This window comes from Citrobacter sp. Ce006 (assembly GCF_030336535.1).
Taxonomy (GTDB): domain Bacteria; phylum Pseudomonadota; class Gammaproteobacteria; order Enterobacterales; family Enterobacteriaceae; genus Citrobacter; species Citrobacter europaeus.
In genome coordinates this window covers 86,839-107,521 of sequence record NZ_JAOWDO010000054.1, presented here as the reverse complement: position 1 = coordinate 107,521, position 20,683 = coordinate 86,839, and the positions used below count along the sequence as shown (strand labels likewise).

Below are 20,683 nucleotides of genomic sequence, written 5' to 3'. Positions count from 1 at the left end.
CTGACTATGGCTACGATTCATGTAGACGGCAAAGAATATGAGGTCAACGGAGCGGACAACCTGCTGGAAGCTTGTCTGTCTCTCGGCCTTGATATTCCGTACTTTTGCTGGCACCCGGCGCTGGGAAGCGTCGGTGCTTGCCGCCAGTGTGCGGTGAAGCAATATCAGAACGCGGAAGACACGCGTGGTCGCCTGGTGATGTCTTGTATGACACCGGCCACCGAAGGCACCTTTATTTCTATTGATGACGAAGAAGCGAAGCAGTTCCGCGAAAGCGTAGTGGAGTGGTTGATGACTAACCACCCGCACGACTGTCCGGTCTGTGAAGAGGGCGGTAACTGCCACCTTCAGGATATGACCGTCATGACCGGTCATAGCTTCCGTCGCTACCGCTTCACGAAGCGTACGCACCGCAACCAGGACCTGGGGCCGTTCATCTCTCATGAAATGAACCGCTGCATCGCCTGCTATCGCTGCGTACGTTACTACAAAGATTACGCCGATGGCGCGGATCTGGGCGTCTATGGCGCACATGACAACGTCTACTTCGGTCGTCCGGAAGACGGTACGCTCGAAAGCGAATTCTCCGGCAACCTGGTCGAAATTTGTCCGACCGGCGTCTTCACCGATAAAACGCACTCCGAGCGTTATAACCGTAAATGGGACATGCAGTTTGCGCCGAGCATCTGCCAGCAGTGTTCCATCGGCTGTAACACCAGCCCGGGCGAGCGCTACGGTGAACTGCGTCGTATCGAAAACCGTTATAACGGTACTGTTAACCATTACTTCCTCTGCGACCGTGGTCGTTTTGGCTATGGTTACGTGAACCTGAAAGACCGTCCGCGTCAGCCGGTACAGCGTCGTGGCGATGACCTGATCACGCTGAACGCCGAACAGGCGATGCAGGGCGCGGCAGATATTCTGCGTCAATCGAAGAAAGTGATTGGTATCGGCTCCCCGCGCGCCAGCGTTGAAAGCAACTTCGCACTGCGCGAACTGGTCGGTGCGGATAACTTCTATACCGGTATCGCCCAGGGCGAGCAGGAACGTCTGCAGCTGGCGCTGAGCGTACTGCGTGACGGCGGTATTCATACTCCGGCACTGCGCGAAATCGAATCCTACGATGCGGTTCTGGTGCTGGGCGAAGATGTCACCCAGACCGGCGCGCGCGTTGCGCTGGCAGTGCGTCAGGCGGTGAAAGGTAAAGCACGCGAAATGGCGGCGGCGCAGAAAGTGGCCGACTGGCAGATTGCGGCCATCCTCAACATCGGCCAGCGCGCCAAGCATCCGCTGTTCGTCACCAACGTCGATAACACCCGTCTGGATGATATCGCCGCATGGACCTACCGTGCGCCGGTTGAAGATCAGGCGCGTTTAGGTTTCGCTATCGCCCACGCGCTGGATAACAACGCCCCGGCGGTTGACGGTATCGATCGTGACCTGCAGAACAAAATTGACGTTATCGTTCAGGCCTTGGCCGGAGCGAAGAAACCACTGATTATTTCCGGCACCAACGCCGGTAGCGCCGAGGTGATTCAGGCGGCTGCCAACGTGGCGAAGGCGCTGAAAGGTCGGGGCGCTGATGTCGGCATCACCATGATTGCTCGCTCTGTTAACAGCATGGGCCTGGGTATGATTGGCGGTGGTTCCCTTGAGGATGCGCTGACCGAGCTGGAAACAGGTCGTGCTGACGCCGTTGTGGTGCTGGAAAATGACCTGCATCGCCATGCTTCAGCTACGCGTGTGAACGCCGCGCTGGCGAAAGCGCCACTGGTACTGGTCGTTGATCATCAGCGTACGGCAATTATGGAAAACGCCCATCTGGTGCTTTCCGCCGCAAGCTTCGCCGAAAGTGATGGTACGGTGATTAACAACGAAGGCCGCGCCCAACGCTTCTTCCAGGTCTACGACCCGTCCTACTACGACAGCAACACCGTCATGCTGGAAAGCTGGCGCTGGCTGCACTCGCTGCACAGCACCGTGCAGAGCCGTGAAGTGGACTGGACGCAGCTTGACCACGTTATCGACGCGGTCGTTGAGAAGCTGCCGCAACTGGCGGGTATTAAAGATGCCGCGCCGGATGCAACCTTCCGTATTCGTGGACAGAAACTGGCACGTGAACCGCACCGCTACAGCGGTCGTACCGCAATGCGCGCCAACATCAGCGTACACGAACCGCGCCAGCCGCAGGACAAAGACACCATGTTCGCTTTCTCGATGGAAGGGAACAACCAACCGTCTGCGCCGCGTTCACAAATTCCGTTTGCCTGGGCACCAGGCTGGAACTCCCCACAGGCGTGGAATAAGTTCCAGGATGAAGTGGGCGGTAAACTGCGTCATGGCGACCCAGGCGTGCGTCTGATCGAAGCTTCTGCGGATGGGATGGATTACTTCACTACCGTTCCGGCGAGCTTCCAGGCTCAGGATGGTCAGTGGCGTATCGCGCCTTACTACCATCTGTTTGGTAGCGACGAAATGTCACAACGTGCGCCGGTCTTCCAGACCCGTATGCCGCAGCCGTACATTAAACTCAATCCGGCTGATGCCGCGAAGTTGGGGGTTAATGCCGGTACGCGCGTTTCTTTCAGCTACGATGGCAACACGGTTACGCTGCCGGTTGAAATCGCTGAAGGATTAACGGCAGGGCAGGTTGGTTTGCCGATGGGTATGCCTGGCATCGCGCCGGTACTGGCAGGTGCGCGTCTTGAGGATCTGCAGGAGGCACAACAATGAGTTGGATTACACCCGATCTGATTGAGATCCTGCTGAGCATTCTCAAAGCGGTCGTGATCCTGCTGGTGGTGGTCACCTGCGGGGCATTCATGAGCTTTGGTGAACGTCGTCTGCTGGGTCTGTTCCAGAACCGTTACGGACCGAACCGTGTTGGCTGGGGCGGTTCGCTCCAGCTGGTTGCGGACATGATCAAGATGTTCTTTAAAGAAGACTGGATCCCGAAATTCTCGGATCGCGTCATCTTTACCCTGGCACCAATGATCGCCTTCACCTCGCTGCTGCTGGCTTTCGCCATCGTGCCGGTGAGTCCGAACTGGGTGGTCGCTGACCTGAACATCGGGATCCTGTTCTTCCTGATGATGGCAGGTCTCGCGGTATACGCTGTACTGTTCGCCGGCTGGTCCAGTAACAACAAATACTCCCTGCTCGGTGCGATGCGTGCGTCTGCGCAAACGCTGAGCTACGAAGTGTTCCTCGGACTTTCCCTGATGGGCGTGGTGGCGCAGGCCGGCTCATTTAACATGACCGACATCGTCAACAACCAGGCTGATATCTGGAACGTAATTCCGCAGTTCTTTGGTTTTGTCACCTTTGCCATCGCGGGCGTGGCGGTGTGTCACCGTCATCCGTTCGACCAGCCAGAAGCCGAGCAGGAACTGGCCGACGGTTACCACATTGAATATTCCGGTATGAAATTCGGTCTGTTCTTCGTGGGTGAGTACATCGGTATCGTCACCATTTCTGCACTGATGGTTACCCTGTTCTTCGGTGGCTGGCATGGCCCGTTCTTACCGCCATTCGTCTGGTTCGCGCTGAAAACCGCGTTCTTCATGATGATGTTCATTTTGATTCGTGCGTCGTTACCGCGTCCTCGTTATGACCAGGTAATGTCCTTCGGCTGGAAAGTCTGTCTGCCGCTGACGCTCGTCAACTTGCTGGTAACGGCGGCTGTCATTTTGTGGCAGGCGCAATAAGGGACACAAAGACCATGACCTTAAAAGAATTGTTCGTAGGTTTCGGCACCCAGGTACGCAGTATCTGGATGATCGGCCTGCATGCGTTCGCGAAACGCGAAACGCAGATGTACCCGGAAGAGCCGGTCTATCTACCGCCCCGTTTTCGTGGTCGTATCGTTCTGACCCGCGATCCGGACGGTGAAGAGCGCTGCGTTGCCTGTAACCTGTGTGCGGTAGCGTGTCCGGTAGGCTGTATCTCTTTGCAAAAAGCAGAGACCAAAGATGGCCGCTGGTATCCGGAGTTTTTCCGCATTAACTTCTCACGCTGCATTTTCTGCGGCCTGTGTGAAGAAGCCTGTCCGACAACGGCTATTCAGCTGACTCCAGATTTCGAGCTGGGTGAGTACAAGCGCCAGGACCTGGTTTACGAGAAAGAGGATCTGCTGATCTCCGGTCCGGGCAAATACCCGGAATATAACTTCTACCGGATGGCAGGTATGGCAATCGACGGAAAAGATAAGGGCGAAGCAGAGAACGAAGCCAAGCCTATCGACGTCAAGAGCCTGTTACCGTAAGGAGAGAGGCAATGGAGTTCGCTTTTTATATCTGTGGCCTGATAGCCATTCTCGCAACCTTGCGGGTGATCACCCACACCAATCCGGTACACGCGTTGCTGTATCTGATTATTTCGCTGTTGGCGATTTCCGGGGTGTTCTTCTCGTTAGGCGCTTACTTCGCCGGTGCGCTGGAAATTATCGTCTACGCGGGCGCCATCATGGTGCTGTTCGTGTTCGTGGTAATGATGCTCAACCTCGGTGGTTCTGAAATTGAACAGGAACGCCAGTGGCTGAAACCGCAGGTGTGGATTGGTCCGGCGATTCTGTCGGCCATCATGCTGGTGGTCATTGTGTACGCCATTCTGGGCGTTAACGATCAGGGCATTGACGGTACGCCAATCAGCGCGAAAGCAGTCGGTATTTCCCTGTTTGGTCCGTATGTACTGGCGGTCGAACTGGCTTCGATGCTGCTGCTGGCGGGTCTGGTTGTGGCCTTCCACGTTGGACGCGAAGAGCGTTCAGGTGAAGTGCTGAGCAACCGCGCCGATGACCGCGCGAAAAGAAAAACGGAGGAGCACGCATGATCCCCTTACAACATGGACTGATCCTCGCGGCTGTCTTATTCGTACTGGGTTTAACCGGTCTGGTTATCCGCCGCAATCTGCTGTTTATGCTGATCGGGCTGGAAATCATGATTAACGCCTCCGCGCTGGCCTTTGTGGTCGCCGGAAGCTACTGGGGCCAGACCGATGGTCAGGTGATGTATATTCTCGCCATCAGCCTTGCGGCTGCGGAAGCGAGCATTGGACTTGCGCTGTTGCTGCAACTTCATCGCCGTCGCCAGAACCTGAACATCGATTCAGTAAGTGAGATGCGTGGATGAACATGCTTGCCTTAACCATTATTCTGCCATTTATTGGCTTTGTATTACTGGCGTTCTCTCGCGGTCGTTGGTCAGAAAATCTGTCCGCTACCGTGGGCGTCGGGTCGATTGGCCTGGCGGCGCTGGTGACGGCGTTTGTTGGCGTTGACTTCTTTGCCAATGGCCAACAGGCCTACAGCCAGCCGCTGTGGACGTGGATGTCCGTTGGTGACTTCAACATCGGTTTTAACCTGGTGCTGGACGGCCTGTCGCTGACCATGCTCAGCGTGGTGACCGGCGTCGGTTTCCTGATCCACATGTTCGCCTCCTGGTATATGCGCGGTGAAGAGGGATACTCTCGTTTCTTCGCCTACACCAACCTGTTTATCGCCAGCATGGTAGTTCTGGTACTGGCGGACAACCTGCTGCTGATGTACCTCGGCTGGGAAGGCGTGGGCCTGTGCTCCTATCTGCTGATCGGTTTCTATTACACCGATCCGAAGAATGGCGCTGCGGCAATGAAAGCCTTCGTGGTAACCCGTGTCGGTGACGTGTTCCTCGCCTTCGCGCTGTTCATCCTCTATAACGAGCTGGGCACGCTGAATTTCCGCGAAATGGTCGAACTGGCGCCTGCGCACTTCGAAGCGGGTAACAACATGCTGATGTGGGCAACCCTGATGCTGCTGGGCGGTGCGGTGGGTAAATCCGCGCAGTTGCCGTTGCAGACCTGGCTTGCTGACGCGATGGCCGGCCCGACGCCTGTCTCCGCGCTGATCCACGCCGCAACGATGGTTACCGCCGGTGTCTACCTGATTGCACGTACGCACGGCCTGTTCCTGATGACCCCGGAAATTCTGCATCTGGTGGGAATTATCGGTGCTATCACGCTTGTGCTGGCGGGTTTCGCCGCGCTGGTACAGACCGACATTAAGCGCGTTCTTGCGTACTCCACCATGAGCCAGATTGGTTATATGTTCCTGGCGCTGGGTGTTCAGGCGTGGGATGCGGCGATTTTCCACCTGATGACGCACGCCTTCTTTAAAGCGCTGCTGTTCCTGGCATCCGGCTCGGTTATCCTGGCTTGTCACCACGAACAGAACATCTTCAAGATGGGCGGCCTGCGTAAGTCTATTCCGCTGGTGTATCTCTGCTTCCTGATTGGTGGCGCGGCGCTGTCGGCTCTGCCGCTGATTACCGCAGGCTTCTTCAGTAAGGATGAGATTCTGGCCGGTGCGATGGCGAACGGTCATATCAATCTGATGGTTGCAGGTCTGGTCGGTGCGTTCATGACCTCTCTGTATACCTTCCGTATGATTTTCATCGTGTTCCACGGTAAAGAACAAATTCACGCTCACGCAGGGAAGGGGATTACCCATCATCTGCCGCTGATTGTGCTGATGATCCTGTCCACCTTCGTCGGCGCGCTGATTGTGCCACCGCTGCAGGGGGTACTGCCTGCGACGACCGAGCTTGAACATGGTCGCGTCATGACGCTGGAAATTACCTCCGGTATCGTAGCGATTGCGGGCATCCTGATCGCAGCATGGCTGTGGCTGGGCAAACGCACGCTGGTGACATCGATTGCCAACAGTGCGCCAGGTCGTCTGCTGGGGACCTGGTGGTATAACGCCTGGGGCTTCGACTGGCTGTACGACAAAGTGTTCGTTAAGCCGTTCCTGGGCGTTGCCTGGTTGCTGAAACGCGATCCGCTGAACTCAATGATGAACATTCCGGCCATCCTTTCCCGCTTTGCAGGTAAAGGCCTGCTGTTAAGCGAGAACGGTTATCTGCGCTGGTATGTGGCCTCAATGAGCATCGGCGCTGTCGTTGTGCTGGCACTGTTGATGGTACTGCGTTGAGTTTGTTGGCTGGATGAACGATTGCCGGATGGCGCTGCGCTTATCCGGCCTACAAACCCAAAGAGAATTTTTAAAATTCGTTGAAAATCAGGTCCAAAAGGACAGGCGTTATCGGCGAAGTCAGAGTGGACACCGCCTGCGCACAGCAACCGGAGCGTACTGAAGTACGTAAGGGTTGCGAGCACAGCCGGGGTTCGCTATGACGAGTGAGATAGCCTGAACGGGACTTAAACAAGGAACAAAGATCACCATGTTATTACCTTGGTTGATATTAATCCCTTTCATCGGTGGCTTCCTGTGCTGGCAGACCGAACGCTTTGGCGTGAAGGTGCCGCGTTGGATAGCGCTGATTACCATGGGACTGACGCTGGCGCTAGGCCTGCAACTGTGGTTGCAGGGCGGCTATTCACTGACGCAATCCGCGGGTATTCCGCAGTGGCAGTCTGAGTTTGTCCTGCCGTGGATCCCACGTTTTGGCATCTCTATCCATTTAGCCATCGACGGCTTGTCGCTGCTAATGGTAGTCCTGACCGGTCTGCTCGGTGTTCTGGCGGTCCTTTGCTCCTGGAATGAAATCGAAAAATACCAGGGCTTCTTCCACCTGAACCTGATGTGGATCTTAGGCGGCGTAATCGGCGTATTCCTTGCCATCGACATGTTCCTGTTCTTCTTCTTCTGGGAAATGATGCTGGTGCCGATGTACTTCCTGATAGCACTTTGGGGGCATAAAGCCTCTGACGGTAAAACGCGTATCACGGCGGCAACCAAGTTCTTCATTTATACCCAGGCCAGTGGTCTGGTGATGTTGATTGCCATCCTGGCGCTGGTGTTTGTGCACTACAAAGCGACCGGCGTGTGGACCTTCAACTATGAAGAGCTGCTGAATACCCCGATGTCCCACGGCGTGGAATACCTGCTGATGCTGGGCTTCTTCATCGCCTTCGCGGTGAAAATGCCGGTGGTTCCGCTGCACGGCTGGTTGCCGGATGCGCACTCTCAGGCACCGACCGCAGGTTCCGTTGACCTGGCGGGGATTTTGCTGAAAACCGCAGCCTACGGTCTGCTGCGCTTCTCCCTGCCGCTGTTCCCGAACGCGTCGGCGGAGTTTGCGCCTATCGCAATGTGGCTTGGCGTAATCGGCATCTTCTACGGCGCGTGGATGGCCTTTAATCAGTACGACATCAAACGTCTGATTGCCTACACCTCCGTATCGCACATGGGCTTCGTACTGATTGCTATCTACACCGGCAGCCAGCTGGCTTACCAGGGTGCGGTTATTCAGATGATCGCGCACGGTCTGTCCGCAGCCGGTCTGTTCATCCTGTGTGGTCAGCTGTACGAACGTCTGCACACGCGTGATATGCGTATGATGGGCGGCCTGTGGGGCAAAATGAAATGGTTGCCTGCGCTGTCAATGTTCTTCGCAGTGTGTACGCTGGGTATGCCGGGTACAGGTAACTTCGTTGGCGAATTTATGATTCTGTTCGGCAGCTACCAGGTGGTTCCGGTCATTACCGTGATCTCGACCTTTGGTCTGGTGTTTGCCTCTGTTTACTCGCTGGCGATGCTGCATCGCGCTTACTTTGGTAAGGCGAAGAGCCAGATTGCCAGTGTTGAACTGCCAGGGATGTCGCTGCGTGAGCTGTTTATCATCCTGTTGCTGGTTGTGCTTCTGGTACTGCTTGGCTTCTATCCGCAGCCGATTCTGGATACCTCGCATTCTGCGATGAGCAACATCCAGCAGTGGTTTGTTAATTCCGTTACTACTACAAGGCCGTAAATCGCCATGACAATAACTCCACAACACCTGATTGCGCTGCTACCGCTGCTGATCGTCGGCTTGACGGTGGTGGTTGTGATGCTCTCCATTGCGTGGCGACGCAATCACTTCCTCAATGCCACGTTGTCGGTAATTGGGCTTAACGCCGCGCTGGTTTCGCTCTGGTTTGTTGGCCAGGCGGGCGCCATGGACGTCACCCCGCTGATGCGGGTTGACGGTTTCGCTATGCTCTACACCGGGCTGGTGCTGCTGGCGAGTCTTGCCACCTGTACCTTCGCTTACCCGTGGCTGGAAGGCTACGACGACAACCGGGAAGAGTTCTATCTGCTGGTGCTGATTGCCGCGCTCGGCGGTATTCTGCTGGCTAACGCTAACCATCTGGCGGCGCTGTTCCTTGGTATTGAGCTTATCTCTCTGCCGCTGTTTGGTCTGGTTGGCTATGCGTTCCGTCAGAAACGTTCGCTTGAAGCCAGTATCAAATACACCATTCTGTCTGCCGCAGCGTCTTCTTTCCTGCTGTTCGGTATGGCTCTGGTGTACGCACAGTCTGGCAACCTGTCATTTGTCGCGCTCGGTAAGAGCCTTGGCGATGGCATGCTGCACGAACCACTGCTGCTGGCGGGCTTCGGTCTGATGATTGTTGGCCTCGGCTTTAAACTCTCGCTGGTTCCATTCCACCTGTGGACGCCAGACGTATACCAGGGCGCTCCGGCTCCGGTTTCCACCTTCCTGGCGACGGCGAGCAAAATCGCTATCTTCGGCGTGGTGATGCGTCTGTTCCTGTACGCACCGGTAGGTGATAGCGAAGCGGTACGTATCGTGCTGGGCGTGATCGCCTTTGCTTCCATCATCTTTGGTAACCTGATGGCGCTGAGCCAGACCAACATCAAGCGTCTGCTTGGTTACTCTTCTATCTCTCACCTCGGTTACCTGCTGGTGGCGCTGATTGCCCTGCAGAGCGGCGAAATGTCGATGGAAGCGGTTGGCGTTTATCTGGCCGGTTACCTGTTCAGCAGCCTCGGCGCGTTCGGTGTGGTCAGCCTGATGTCCAGCCCGTACCGCGGTCCGGATGCAGACTCTCTGTTCTCCTACCGTGGTCTGTTCTGGCATCGTCCGATCCTCGCGGCGGTGATGACGGTGATGATGCTGTCTCTGGCGGGTATTCCGATGACGCTGGGCTTTATCGGTAAGTTCTACGTACTGGCTGTCGGTGTGCAGGCTAACCTGTGGTGGCTGGTTGCCGCTGTGGTGGTAGGTTCTGCGATTGGTTTGTACTACTACCTGCGCGTTGCCGTAAGCTTGTACCTGAGCGCACCGCAGCAGTTGAACCGCGATGCGCCGTCCAACTGGCAGTACAGCGCGGGCGGTATCGTGGTGCTGATTTCAGCTCTGCTGGTACTGGTGCTGGGTATCTACCCGCAACCGCTAATCAGCATTGTGCAGTTAGCGACTCCGCTGATGTAATCGAAATGCAGAAACGAAAAAACCCGCCAAGGCGGGTTTTTTTATGCGTGCAATACGGTCAGTTCAATAGCTGACGGCTCACCAGCGGACCGCTGATGCCTTTCGCTGTGCGATCCATCACTTCCTGGATCACCGAAGAAAGCTCATTGACTTCGAATTTGGCCACGTAGCCATCCGCTTTTACTCGGCGAACGTGATCTTCGTTGGCGCTACCGGAAAGTGAAGAGTGGATAACGACCGGGATTTTCTTCAGGCGTTCGTCGGTTTTTATCTTACGGGTAAGCGTAAAACCGTCCATCTCCGGCATTTCCAGATCGGTGAGCACCAGGGCTATTTTCTCGCTGATTGGCTTACCTTCCGCTTCAGCTTCCTCAGATAACTGCTGGATCTTCTCCCACGCATCCTGGCCCGTCACATGCATCAGGTGCGGGATCTCCATGGCGTTAAGCCCTTTTTCCAGCATCGCGCGGGCCACTTTGGAATCATCTGCCACAATCGCCACCGCACCCGGCGTAATGTTGAATTTATTGGTTTTCAGGTTCGTTGCGCGCAGGTCATGGTTAGACGGTACAATGTCGTACAGGATCTGTTCGACGTCGAGCACCAGCGCCAGGTTATTGGTCTCTTTGTTATCGTCCAGACAGGCGATACTGGTAATATAGCGACCATTGACGGCTTTCTCAGCGGTATGCACCTGTTGCCAGTCCAGACGCATAATGTTTTCCACTGATTCCACCGCAAATGCCTGGACGCTGCGGGCATACTCCGTGATCAACAGGATGTTAAGCCCGGTCTCTGGCTTACAGCCCGCGACGGCGGGCAGGTCAATCACAGGGATCACCTGATCGCGAATGTTAACCATACCCAGCAGCGGGGCCTTCATACCTGCCGGACGCGTAAAGGTCGGCATCGGTACGATTTCACGCAGCTTGAATACGTTGATGCCAAACAGCTCTGATTTCTGCTCCTCAACAGATTTGCCAAGGCGAAACAGCAGCAGTTCAAAACGGTTAGACAGGGTTAGGTTTGTCCTGTCATCAATATCTTTCTGGAAATTATTCATCCTGTCCTCAGTGTGAAAGCCAGCCTTTCCACTGTTATCGGCACTGAGGCGGAAAAATGGAGCATTAAACGGTGAAAATGGCGAAATCGTGAGCCAGTTCCGTGTCTGGAAATATTGCTTTGCACTCTTCGAGTAACCGCTGACAGCCTTTTTCATCGTAGCGTGAGCTAACGTGGGTCATGATCAGGCGTCCCACTCCGGCCTCAAGCGCCAGCTTTGCGGCTTGTCGGGTCGAGCTGTGCCCGCGGCTGTTGGCTTTTTCCTCCATTGAGGAGTCCAGCGTGGTTTCATGCACCATTACATCCACACCTCGTGCCAGTTCAATGGCGGACGCGCAGGGGCCTGTGTCGCCGAAAATAGCCACAGATTTTCCCCTGGTGGCCGGAGCGAGAAATTCGGCGCCGTTAATTGCGCGACCATCTTCCAGTACGATGGTTTTCCCGGCTTTCAAATCCTGAAACCACGGGCCCGATTTAACGCCTGCGGCCTTCAGGGCGCTGGCGTCGAGCGCCCCTGGCTTGTCGTGCTCTTCAATACGAAAACCGTAGCACTCCAGCGGATGCGCCAGCGGGTACGCCGTTACTTTACGCAGGCCGTCATCGACAATCTCACCTGCTGTGATTTCTACAATATCCATCGGATAATCGGTCCACGAGCCGCTTAAGCGCAAAGCGGTTTCGGTAAACTCTCGCAACCCCTTCGGGCCGTATAGCGTCAGCGGCTGGACATTGCCGGCCATCGAACGACTGCACAGCAGTCCCGGTAAACCAAACAGGTGATCGCCGTGCAGATGACTGATAAAAATACGATCGAGTTTTCCTGGGTTAAACGGCGTGGTCAGCAACTGATGCTGCGTTCCTTCACCACAATCAAAAAGCCACAGCCCCGCCTGAGTCGGGTGTTGCAGATTCAGTAAAATTGCCGTTACATTGCGGGAGCGCGTGGGGACACCCGCAGACGTGCCTAAAAATAGTAATTCCATCTTCGCGTTACACTTTTCGCCATCAACAAGGCAGGGTGTTCAGGTTATCACAACAAAGGGGCAGACAATGATCCACTGGCAAGATCTCCACCATGCAAAGCTCAATACCCAGCAGTTGTACGCCATTCTTCAGCTTCGCTGTGCGGTGTTTGTTGTTGAACAACAGTGTCCGTATCAGGATGTGGATGGTGATGACCTGGTTGGGGAAAACCGGCACATTCTGGGCTGGCATAACGATGAGCTGGTGGCGTATGCGAGGATTCTGAAAAGCGATGACGAGCTGGAGCCGGTGGTCATTGGCCGGGTGATTGTAAGCGAAGCGCTGCGTGGTGAAAAACTGGGGCAGCAACTGATGACCCAAACGCTGGCATCCTGTACCCAGCACTGGCCGCATAAGGCGCTGTATCTGGGGGCGCAGGCCCATCTGCAATCGTTCTATGCGCGCTTTGGTTTTGTTCCGGTCACGGATATCTATGACGAAGACGGTATTCCGCACATCGGCATGGCGCGAGAAGCGCACCAGGCATAAACAGGCGCAAACACGCCTGATTGTCTATAGTTAGCGGGTACGTCAATAGAAAGGGAGAATAAAATGTCTTTTCATTCTTATGAATCACGCATCGATGATGATCTGGAATTGTTGAGTGAAACGCTGGAGGAGGTGCTGCGTTCTTCCGGCGATCCAGCCGATCAAAAATACCTTGAGTTAAAAGCGCGGGCAGAGCGGGCGTTAGAAGAGGTGAGAAATCGCGTCAGCCACGCCTCTGACAGCTACTATTACCGCGCGAAAAAAGCCGTTTGCCGGGCCGATGACTATGTGCATGAAAAACCCTGGCGCGGAATTGGCGTTGGTGCCACGGTCGGTTTAGTGATGGGATTATTGTTAGCACGGCGATAAATTCCATTCCGTCAGCGCATTTGTACGTACTCCCTAACTGGGGGTACTGCTTTTTCTGCTCAGTACCCCGTATAATGTGAGGTTTTTAACAGGGAGAGGTCCGCGTGCATTCAATCACTACTGCGCTGGAAAGTCTGATGCGTCATTTGTCGCAAGAGATACCGGCAGCACCTGGAATTCGTATTTACGATATACCTTTCCCACTGAATGATGCGTTTGATGCTTTAGGATGGCTGGCCAGTCAACCCGTCTGGCCCCAGTTTTACTGGCAGCAGCGTAACGGCGACGAAGAAGCCGCCGTTCTGGGCGCTGTCGCCGCATTTTCCTCGCTGGAATCAGCTCAGCACTTTTTACGCCAGCATGATAATCATCCCGACCTGCGTATCTGGGGCCTGAATGCCTTTGAGCCCCAGCGCGGTAATTTGTTATTGCCACGGCTGGAATGGCGACGTTGCGCCGGGGCGGCGAGCTTACGCTTACATCTCTATAGCGACGTGTCGCTGCGTGAAGACGCCGCGCAGGCGATGGCGTTAATTTCATCGCTCGCCAACGTAAAGCCGCTACCCGCATTGCGCCTGCATTTGACGGGAGAACAGAACTGGCCGGATAAAGCAGGCTGGACAGATCTGATAAAACTCGCCACGCAAACAATCAATGCGGAAGCGCTTGAGAAGGTGGTGCTGGCGCGGGCGACCGACTTACAGTTTTCTCAGTCGGTTAATGCCGCGGCCGTGATGGCCTCCAGCCGTCGCTTGAACCTGAACTGCTACCATTTCTTTATGGCATTCTCTGCAGAGTGCGCGTTTCTTGGCTCTTCCCCTGAACGTCTGTATCGACGGCGTGACACGGCGCTGCGCACCGAGGCGCTGGCCGGAACCGTTGCCAATCACCCTGAGGATCATCGGGCATGGCAGTTGGGTGAATGGCTAATGAAAGATGATAAAAACCAGCGCGAGAATATGCTGGTGGTCGAAGATATTTGCCAGCGTTTGCAGGGCTGTACGCAAACGCTTGACGTGCTGCCGCCGCAAGTGCTCAGACTGCGTAAAGTGCAGCACCTGCGTCGCTGTATCTGGACGGAACTGAATCAGGCCGACGATACGCTTTGCCTGATGCAGCTTCAGCCTACGGCGGCAGTCGCAGGCATTCCGCGTGAGCTGGCGCGTGAATTTATCCAACATAATGAACCCTTTGAACGCGAGTGGTATGCCGGTTCTGCGGGTTACCTTTCTCTGCGCCAAAGCGAGTTTTGCGTGTCATTACGTTCGGCGAAAATTAGCGCAAACGTGGTGCGCCTGTATGCCGGGGCAGGGATCGTTCGCGGTTCAGATCCTGAGCAGGAATGGCAAGAAATAGACAATAAAGCGGCAGGACTGCGCACTTTATTACAGATGGAAGGGTAATGAGTTGTATATTACCGACTCATATCAAAAATCCATTTATTCGATTCTTTATACTGTGTCGCAATATTGATACCGGACAATCTCATGTCAGTAAGCGCATTTAACCGACGCTGGGCGGCGGTCATTCTGGAAGCACTCACTCGCCACGGCGTCAGGCATGTCTGCATTGCCCCTGGCTCTCGTTCTACACCGTTGACGCTGGCGGCAGCGGAAAACCCGGCTTTTATCCACCATACTCATTTTGATGAGCGCGGTCTTGGGCATCTGGCTTTAGGTCTGGCAAAAGTCAGCCGGCAGCCTGTCGCCGTGATTGTGACGTCCGGTACGGCGGTGGCGAATTTGTATCCCGCGTTGATCGAAGCGGGCCTGACCGGTGAAAAACTGATTTTACTTACCGCTGACCGACCGCCTGAACTTATCGACTGCGGCGCTAACCAGGCGATTCGTCAGGCCGGAATGTTTGCCTCGCATCCATCGCAAACGCTCTCCTTACCGCGCCCGACCCAGGACATCCCGGCGAGCTGGCTGGTGTCCACCATTGATAACGCCTTAGCTGCGCTGCATAGCGGGGCGGTTCATATTAATTGTCCGTTTGCGGAACCGCTGTATGGCGACATGGACGAAACGGGGATTGCCTGGCAGCAGCGCCTTGGCGACTGGTGGCAGGACGATAAACCCTGGCTGCGTGAAGCGCGTCGGCTGGAAAGCGACAAACAACGTGACTGGTTTTTCTGGCGACAAAAACGCGGCGTCGTGATTGCAGGTCGCATGAGTGCCGAAGAGGGCAAGAAGGTTGCGCAATGGGCGCAGATGCTAGGCTGGCCGTTGATTGGCGATGTTCTGTCGCAAACCGGACAGCCGTTGCCGTGCGCCGACCTGTGGCTCGGGAATGCGAAAGCGGTAACTGAATTACAGCAGGCGCAGATTGTGGTGCAGCTTGGCAGTAGCCTGACTGGAAAACGACTCCTGCAATGGCAGGCCAGCTGTGATCCGCAGGAATACTGGATTGTCGACAATCTCGAAGGCCGCCTCGATCCGGCTCATCATCGTGGGCGCAGGTTGGTAGCAAAGGTTGGCGACTGGCTGGAGCTGCATCCGGCGGAGAAACGTCAGCCCTGGTGCGTAGAAATCCCACGCCTGGCGCAGCTGGCATGGCAGGCGGTAGAAGCCCGCCGCGACGCGTTTGGTGAAGCGCAATTAGCCCACCGTATCCGCGAATACCTGCCGGAGCAGGGACAACTGTTCGTGGGCAACAGCCTGGTGGTGCGTCTAATTGATGCGCTGTCACAGCTTCCGGCGGGTTTCCCGGTCTATAGCAACCGCGGCGCGAGCGGTATCGACGGTCTGTTGTCAACGGCTGCAGGCGTACAGCGCGCCAGCGCAAAATCGACGCTGGCTATCGTCGGCGATTTATCTGCGTTGTATGACCTCAATGCGCTGGCGTTATTGCGCCAGGTATCCGCGCCGTTTGTCCTGATAGTGGTCAACAATAACGGCGGGCAGATCTTCTCCCTGCTGCCGACGCCGGCAAGCGAACGCGAACGGTTCTACCTGATGCCGCAGAACGTGCATTTTGAGCATGCTGCCGCCATGTTTGACCTTAAATACCAGCGTCCGGAAAACTGGGAGCAACTGGAGAGCGCGTTGAATAACGCCTGGCGTACTCCGGCGGCAACGGTGATTGAGCTGGTGGTAAATGAAACTGACGGGGCGCAAACCCTGCAGCAACTGCTGGCGCAGGTAAGCCATCTATGATCCTGCACGCGCAGGCAAACGAGGGCCAGCCAGGATTTCCCTGGCTGGTTTTCCTGCACGGTTTTTCCGGCGATTATCGCGAATGGCAGACGGTTGGCGAAGCGTTTCAGAATTATTCGCGGCTGTACATCGACCTGCCAGGACACGGCGGGTCCGCTGACATTAGCGTGAGCGGATTCGATGACGTAAACGCTTTGCTGCATAATACTCTGCTTAGTTACAACATACTTAACTACTGGCTGGTAGGATACTCTCTTGGCGGCAGAGTCGCGATGATGGCAGCCTGTCAGGAGATGCCTGGACTGTGTGGTCTGGTGGTTGAAGGTGGACATCCTGGCTTGCAAAGCGAGGAGGCGCGTGTGCAGCGTCGTCTCTCGGATGGTCGCTGGGCTGCGCGTTTTCGCGCTGAGCCGCTGCGCGAGGTGTTTAATGACTGGTACCAACAACCGGTTTTTTCCTCGCTGAATGCGGCGCAAAGAGAGGCGCTGGTCGCTCTGCGTAGCCAGAATAATGGGCATACGCTGGCGGCAATGCTTGAGGCAACCTCGCTTGCCGTACAACCTGATTTACGTGCGCAACTCCATACGCGCACATTTCCGTTTTATTATTTATGTGGTGAACGTGACGATAAATTCCGCGCTTTAGCGGCGAAAATATCAGTACCAAACCATGTGATTCGTAATGCCGGACACAACGCGCATCGGGATAATCCCGCTGGCGTGGTGGACTGTCTGGCTCAGATTCTGCGTCGCTGACTATAGGACATTTTATGATCTATCCTGATGAAACAATGCTTTACGCACCGGTAGAATGGCACGATTGCTCTGAAGGCTACACCGATATTCTTTATGAGAAATCCACCGACGGTATCGCGAAAATCACCATTAACCGTCCGCAGGTACGCAATGCCTTCCGTCCGGTTACCGTGAAAGAGATGATCCAGGCGCTGGCGGACGCCCGCTATGATGACAACATCGGCGTGATTATTCTGACTGGTGCGGGCGACAAAGCGTTTTGCGCAGGTGGCGATCAGAAAGTGCGTGGCGACTACGGCGGATACCAGGATGATTCCGGTGTGCATCACCTGAACGTACTGGACTTCCAGCGTCAGATTCGTACCTGTCCGAAACCGGTAGTGGCGATGGTTGCCGGTTTTTCCATCGGCGGCGGGCATGTGCTGCATATGATGTGCGACCTGACCATTGCGGCTGAAAACGCCATCTTTGGTCAGACCGGTCCGAAAGTCGGTTCTTTCGACGGCGGTTGGGGCGCTTCCTACATGGCGCGCATCGTCGGTCAGAAAAAAGCGCGTGAAATCTGGTTCCTGTGCCGTCAGTACGATGCAAAACAAGCGCTGGATATGGGCCTGGTCAACACCGTGGTTCCACTGGCGGATCTGGAAAAAGAGACCGTACGCTGGTGTCGCGAAATGCTGCAAAACAGCCCAATGGCGCTGCGCTGCCTGAAAGCCGCGCTGAACGCTGACTGCGATGGTCAGGCTGGTCTGCAGGAGCTGGCGGGTAACGCCACTATGCTGTTCTACATGACGGAAGAAGGTCAGGAAGGTCGTAACGCCTTTAACCAGAAACGTCAGCCTGATTTCAGCAAATTCAAACGGAATCCGTAATGCGTAGCGCGCAGGTATACCGCTGGCAGATCCCCATGGACGCGGGGGTGATTCTGCGCGACAGGCGGTTAAAAACGCGTGACGGGCTGTACGTTTGTCTTCGTGACGGCGAGCGCGAAGGGTGGGGAGAGATCTCCCCACTGCCGGGCTTTAGTCAGGAAAGCTGGGAAGAGGCGCAAACCGAACTGCTGGTCTGGGTCAAAGGCTGGCTGCAAGGCGATGCCTCTTTACCGCAACTGCCTTCGGTCGCCTTTGGCGCAAGCTGTGCGTTGGCCGAACTGGCCGGCGCATTGCCACAGGACGCAGATTACCGTGCTGCACCGCTGTGTACGGGCGATCCTGACGATCTGGTACTGCAACTGGCGGATATGCCAGGTGAAAAAGTGGCGAAGATCAAGGTCGGACTGTATGAAGCGGTTCGCGACGGTATGGTAGCCAACCTGCTGCTTGAGGCTATCCCAGAGCTGCATTTGCGTCTTGACGCCAACCGAGCCTGGACGCCGTTGAAAGCCCAGCAGTTTGCAAAATACGTTAATCCGGAGTATCGCGGCCGCATCGCTTTCCTCGAAGAACCGTGCAAAACCCGCGATGACTCCCGTGCTTTTGCGCGTGAAACTGGCATTGCCATCGCCTGGGATGAAAGTCTGCGTGAAGCGGATTTTACCTTCGAAGCCGAAGAGGGCGTCAAGGCTGTGGTTATCAAACCTACGCTGACGGGCAGTCTCGATAAAGTACGCGAACAGGTGGCAGCGGCACAAGCGCTTGGTCTCACCGCTGTTATTAGCTCGTCGATCGAGTCGAGCCTGGGCTTAACTCAGCTGGCGCGAATTGCCGCCTGGCTGACGCCGCAGACCATTCCAGGTCTGGATACCCTGAGTCTGATGCAGTGCCAGCAGGTACGCACCTGGCCGGGCAGCGCGTTGCCGTGTATTGACGTTGAAGCGCTGGAACGTCTGCTATGACCCAGCAGGACATGCCCGATAGCGTGAGCTTATCGGGCCTGATACAACCGGGTGACTGGCCGTGGCGCCACTGGCGACAAGTGCGTGCGAAGGCGCCAGCCCTGCGCCTCAACGATGAGGTATTAAACTGGAGCGAGCTCTGCACGCGCGTTGACCATCTGGCCTGCGGTTTTGCCGCTCAGGGCGTGGAAGAAGGCGATGGTGTCCTGCTTCGTGCCTGGAACCATCCGCGGGCTTTGCTGGCCTGGCTGGCATTGCTGCAATGTGGGGCGCGGGTTTTACCTGTGAATCCACAGTTGCCCCAGCCGCTGCTAGATGCGCTGGTCCCGGACTTAACGCTGCGTTTTGCGCTCGATCTGGAAGCCGCTAACGCACTTTCAGGGCTCAGTCCGTTGCAGATGCAGGTAGTGCCAGGCACGCATGCCGCCGCGTGGTTACCCGAACGTTTGAGCACGATGACGTTAACCTCTGGTTCTACCGGATTGCCGAAGGCGGCGGTGCATACCTGTCAGGCGCATCTGGCGAGCGCGCAGGGCGTGCTGTCGTTAATGCCGTTTGGCGCTGAAGATGACTGGCTACTTTCACTGCCGCTGTTTCATGTTTCCGGTCAGGGCATATTGTGGCGCTGGTTGTTTGCCGGGGCGCGAATGACCGTGCGCGACAAGCAGCCGCTTGAGCACATGTTGGCTGGGTGCACCCACGCTTCGCTGGTGCCTACGCAGTTGTGGCGCTTGCTGGTCAACAACAGGCCGGTCACGCTCAAAGCGGTACTGCTGGGCGGTGCGGCAATTCCTGTTGAATTAACGGAACAGGCGCGCGAGCAGGGGATTCGCTGCTGGTGCGGTTACGGTTTGACGGAGTTTGCTTCTACGGTCTGCGCGAAAGAGGCGGATGGTCAGGCGGATGTGGGTTCCCCGCTGGTAGGCAGAGAAGTCAGAATCGTTAATGATGAAGTCTGGCTGCGTGCCGCCAGCATGGCGCAAGGTTACTGGCGTAACGGTAAGCTTATTCCTTTAGTGAACGCGGAAGGCTGGTTTGCGACCCGCGATCGCGGCGTGTTGAAGGACGGCAAGTTGACCATTGTCGGTCGTATGGACAATCTGTTCTTTAGCGGCGGGGAAGGCATTCAGCCGGAAGAGGTGGAACGCGTAATTGCAGCGCATCCGCATGTTCTGCAAGCCTTTATTGTGCCGATAGAAGACAAAGAGTTTGGTCATCGCCCGGTGGCGGTCATTGAGTATGACGCCAACGCTGGAGAAACCAATCTGGCAGAGTGGGTTAAAGATAAGCTAGCTCGCTTTCAACAACCGGTGTGTTGGTTGACGTTGCCTCCCGAACTCAAAGCTGGAGGGATTAAAATCTCTCGCCGCGCGCTGTCGGATTGGGTAACTGCTTCATTGTTAACATTAAGAAAACAGTAATTACATTTCTCACTTTCGCCGTTGCGTAGCCATTGTCCTTTTGTTTATCTGCTAATGTGTAACCTTGTGTGAAATTCATTAGCAAAAGGTGCGCTATGGAATGGCATGTGAAGAAGACTTGCTGTCACAAAAAAGCAAGGAGGCTCTATGTTGTGCTTTGTGATAGCGGCGGTTCGTTAAAGATGCTTGCCGAGGCGCAATCTTCTGAGCGGGTTAAGCCCGGAGATCTCCTTTCTCCCTTAAAAGACGCGCAGTATTGTATTAATCGCGATTTATCCCGGATGATTAAGATAATTGATGCCAGACAGTATATTTGCGACGAATGGGAACGCGTGTTACGACTGTCCGAAGATAAATAGTC

The 20,683-nt window shown here is 55.6% G+C and carries 19 protein-coding genes; 17 read left to right on the top strand and 2 right to left on the bottom strand.

From position 1 onward, the window contains the following. Positions 1-6: 6 nt before the first annotated feature. From nuoG to nuoN, 8 genes are all read left to right on the top strand, one after another. Positions 7-2,733 carry an NADH-quinone oxidoreductase subunit NuoG gene (nuoG, locus tag OGV94_RS02110; protein ID WP_075146370.1) on the top strand — a complete coding sequence of 909 codons (2,727 nt, stop codon included), beginning with the start codon at positions 7-9 and terminating at the stop codon, positions 2,731-2,733. Further along, entirely contained in the window at positions 2,730-3,707 is a 978-nt protein-coding gene (gene nuoH, locus OGV94_RS02105; RefSeq protein ID WP_003028063.1) for an NADH-quinone oxidoreductase subunit NuoH, read from the top strand. The genes nuoG and nuoH overlap by 4 nt, the downstream gene beginning before the upstream one ends. Positions 3,708-3,721: 14 nt before the next feature. After that, the gene (gene nuoI, locus OGV94_RS02100; protein ID WP_003028062.1) at positions 3,722-4,264 is read left to right on the top strand and encodes an NADH-quinone oxidoreductase subunit NuoI; all 543 of its coding nucleotides are present in this window, start codon (positions 3,722-3,724) and stop codon (positions 4,262-4,264) included. Positions 4,265-4,275: 11 nt separating this feature from the next. After that, on the top strand, positions 4,276-4,830 hold the full coding sequence (nuoJ, locus tag OGV94_RS02095) for an NADH-quinone oxidoreductase subunit J (protein WP_043017048.1): 555 nt from the start codon (positions 4,276-4,278) through the stop codon (positions 4,828-4,830). Continuing rightward, positions 4,827-5,129 carry an NADH-quinone oxidoreductase subunit NuoK gene (gene nuoK, locus OGV94_RS02090; RefSeq protein WP_006683663.1) on the top strand — a complete coding sequence of 101 codons (303 nt, stop codon included), beginning with the start codon at positions 4,827-4,829 and terminating at the stop codon, positions 5,127-5,129. Before nuoJ ends, nuoK begins: the two co-directional genes overlap by 4 nt. Continuing rightward, complete coding sequence (gene nuoL, locus OGV94_RS02085; RefSeq protein WP_043017047.1) at positions 5,126-6,967, top strand: NADH-quinone oxidoreductase subunit L; 1,842 nt, start codon at positions 5,126-5,128, stop codon at positions 6,965-6,967. Before nuoK ends, nuoL begins: the two co-directional genes overlap by 4 nt. 250 nt (positions 6,968-7,217) lie before the next feature. Further along, positions 7,218-8,747 (top strand): NADH-quinone oxidoreductase subunit M, encoded by a 1,530-nt coding sequence (gene nuoM, locus OGV94_RS02080; RefSeq protein ID WP_003027692.1) that lies wholly within the window; start codon positions 7,218-7,220, stop codon positions 8,745-8,747. Positions 8,748-8,753: 6 nt separating this feature from the next. Further along, positions 8,754-10,211 (top strand): NADH-quinone oxidoreductase subunit NuoN, encoded by a 1,458-nt coding sequence (nuoN, locus tag OGV94_RS02075; protein WP_003027689.1) that lies wholly within the window; start codon positions 8,754-8,756, stop codon positions 10,209-10,211. 58 nt (positions 10,212-10,269) lie between these two features. Here the strand turns inward: nuoN and OGV94_RS02070 are convergent, their stop codons facing one another. Together OGV94_RS02070 and rbn are read right to left on the bottom strand one after the other, a co-directional pair. After that, entirely contained in the window at positions 10,270-11,274 is a 1,005-nt protein-coding gene (locus OGV94_RS02070; RefSeq protein ID WP_047409800.1) for a chemotaxis protein, read from the bottom strand. A 64-nt stretch (positions 11,275-11,338) separates the two neighbouring features. Further along, complete coding sequence (gene rbn / locus OGV94_RS02065; RefSeq protein ID WP_286522498.1) at positions 11,339-12,256, bottom strand: ribonuclease BN; 918 nt, start codon at positions 12,254-12,256, stop codon at positions 11,339-11,341. Between the two features lie 67 nt (positions 12,257-12,323). Between rbn and OGV94_RS02060 the strand changes: the two genes are divergently transcribed. The 9 genes from OGV94_RS02060 (at position 12,324) to pmrD (ending at position 20,681) form a co-directional block, all read left to right on the top strand. Next, positions 12,324-12,785 carry a GNAT family N-acetyltransferase gene (locus OGV94_RS02060; protein ID WP_043017044.1) on the top strand — a complete coding sequence of 154 codons (462 nt, stop codon included), beginning with the start codon at positions 12,324-12,326 and terminating at the stop codon, positions 12,783-12,785. 63 nt (positions 12,786-12,848) lie between these two features. Further along, on the top strand, positions 12,849-13,154 hold the full coding sequence (gene elaB, locus OGV94_RS02055; protein ID WP_003027683.1) for a stress response protein ElaB: 306 nt from the start codon (positions 12,849-12,851) through the stop codon (positions 13,152-13,154). A gap of 104 nt (positions 13,155-13,258) precedes the next feature. Further along, positions 13,259-14,557: an isochorismate synthase MenF gene (gene menF, locus OGV94_RS02050; RefSeq protein WP_075145882.1), complete on the top strand. Its 1,299-nt coding sequence runs from the start codon at positions 13,259-13,261 to the stop codon at positions 14,555-14,557. Between the two features lie 84 nt (positions 14,558-14,641). Further along, positions 14,642-16,312 carry a 2-succinyl-5-enolpyruvyl-6-hydroxy-3-cyclohexene-1-carboxylic-acid synthase gene (gene menD / locus OGV94_RS02045; RefSeq protein WP_043017042.1) on the top strand — a complete coding sequence of 557 codons (1,671 nt, stop codon included), beginning with the start codon at positions 14,642-14,644 and terminating at the stop codon, positions 16,310-16,312. Beyond that, a complete protein-coding gene (gene menH / locus OGV94_RS02040) occupies positions 16,309-17,067 on the top strand; it encodes a 2-succinyl-6-hydroxy-2,4-cyclohexadiene-1-carboxylate synthase (RefSeq protein WP_286522496.1) in 759 nt (252 codons plus the stop codon). Before menD ends, menH begins: the two co-directional genes overlap by 4 nt. Before the next feature lie 14 nt (positions 17,068-17,081). Continuing rightward, complete coding sequence (menB, locus tag OGV94_RS02035; RefSeq protein WP_003027671.1) at positions 17,082-17,939, top strand: 1,4-dihydroxy-2-naphthoyl-CoA synthase; 858 nt, start codon at positions 17,082-17,084, stop codon at positions 17,937-17,939. Further along, positions 17,939-18,901, top strand: coding sequence for an o-succinylbenzoate synthase (menC, locus tag OGV94_RS02030; RefSeq protein ID WP_100194618.1), 963 nt, complete (start codon positions 17,939-17,941; stop codon positions 18,899-18,901). Before menB ends, menC begins: the two co-directional genes overlap by 1 nt. Continuing rightward, a complete protein-coding gene (gene menE, locus OGV94_RS02025; protein ID WP_087051300.1) occupies positions 18,898-20,322 on the top strand; it encodes an o-succinylbenzoate--CoA ligase in 1,425 nt (474 codons plus the stop codon). Before menC ends, menE begins: the two co-directional genes overlap by 4 nt. Before the next feature lie 95 nt (positions 20,323-20,417). Next, positions 20,418-20,681 (top strand): signal transduction protein PmrD, encoded by a 264-nt coding sequence (gene pmrD / locus OGV94_RS02020; protein ID WP_043017037.1) that lies wholly within the window; start codon positions 20,418-20,420, stop codon positions 20,679-20,681. The last annotated feature ends 2 nt before the right edge of the window (positions 20,682-20,683 follow it).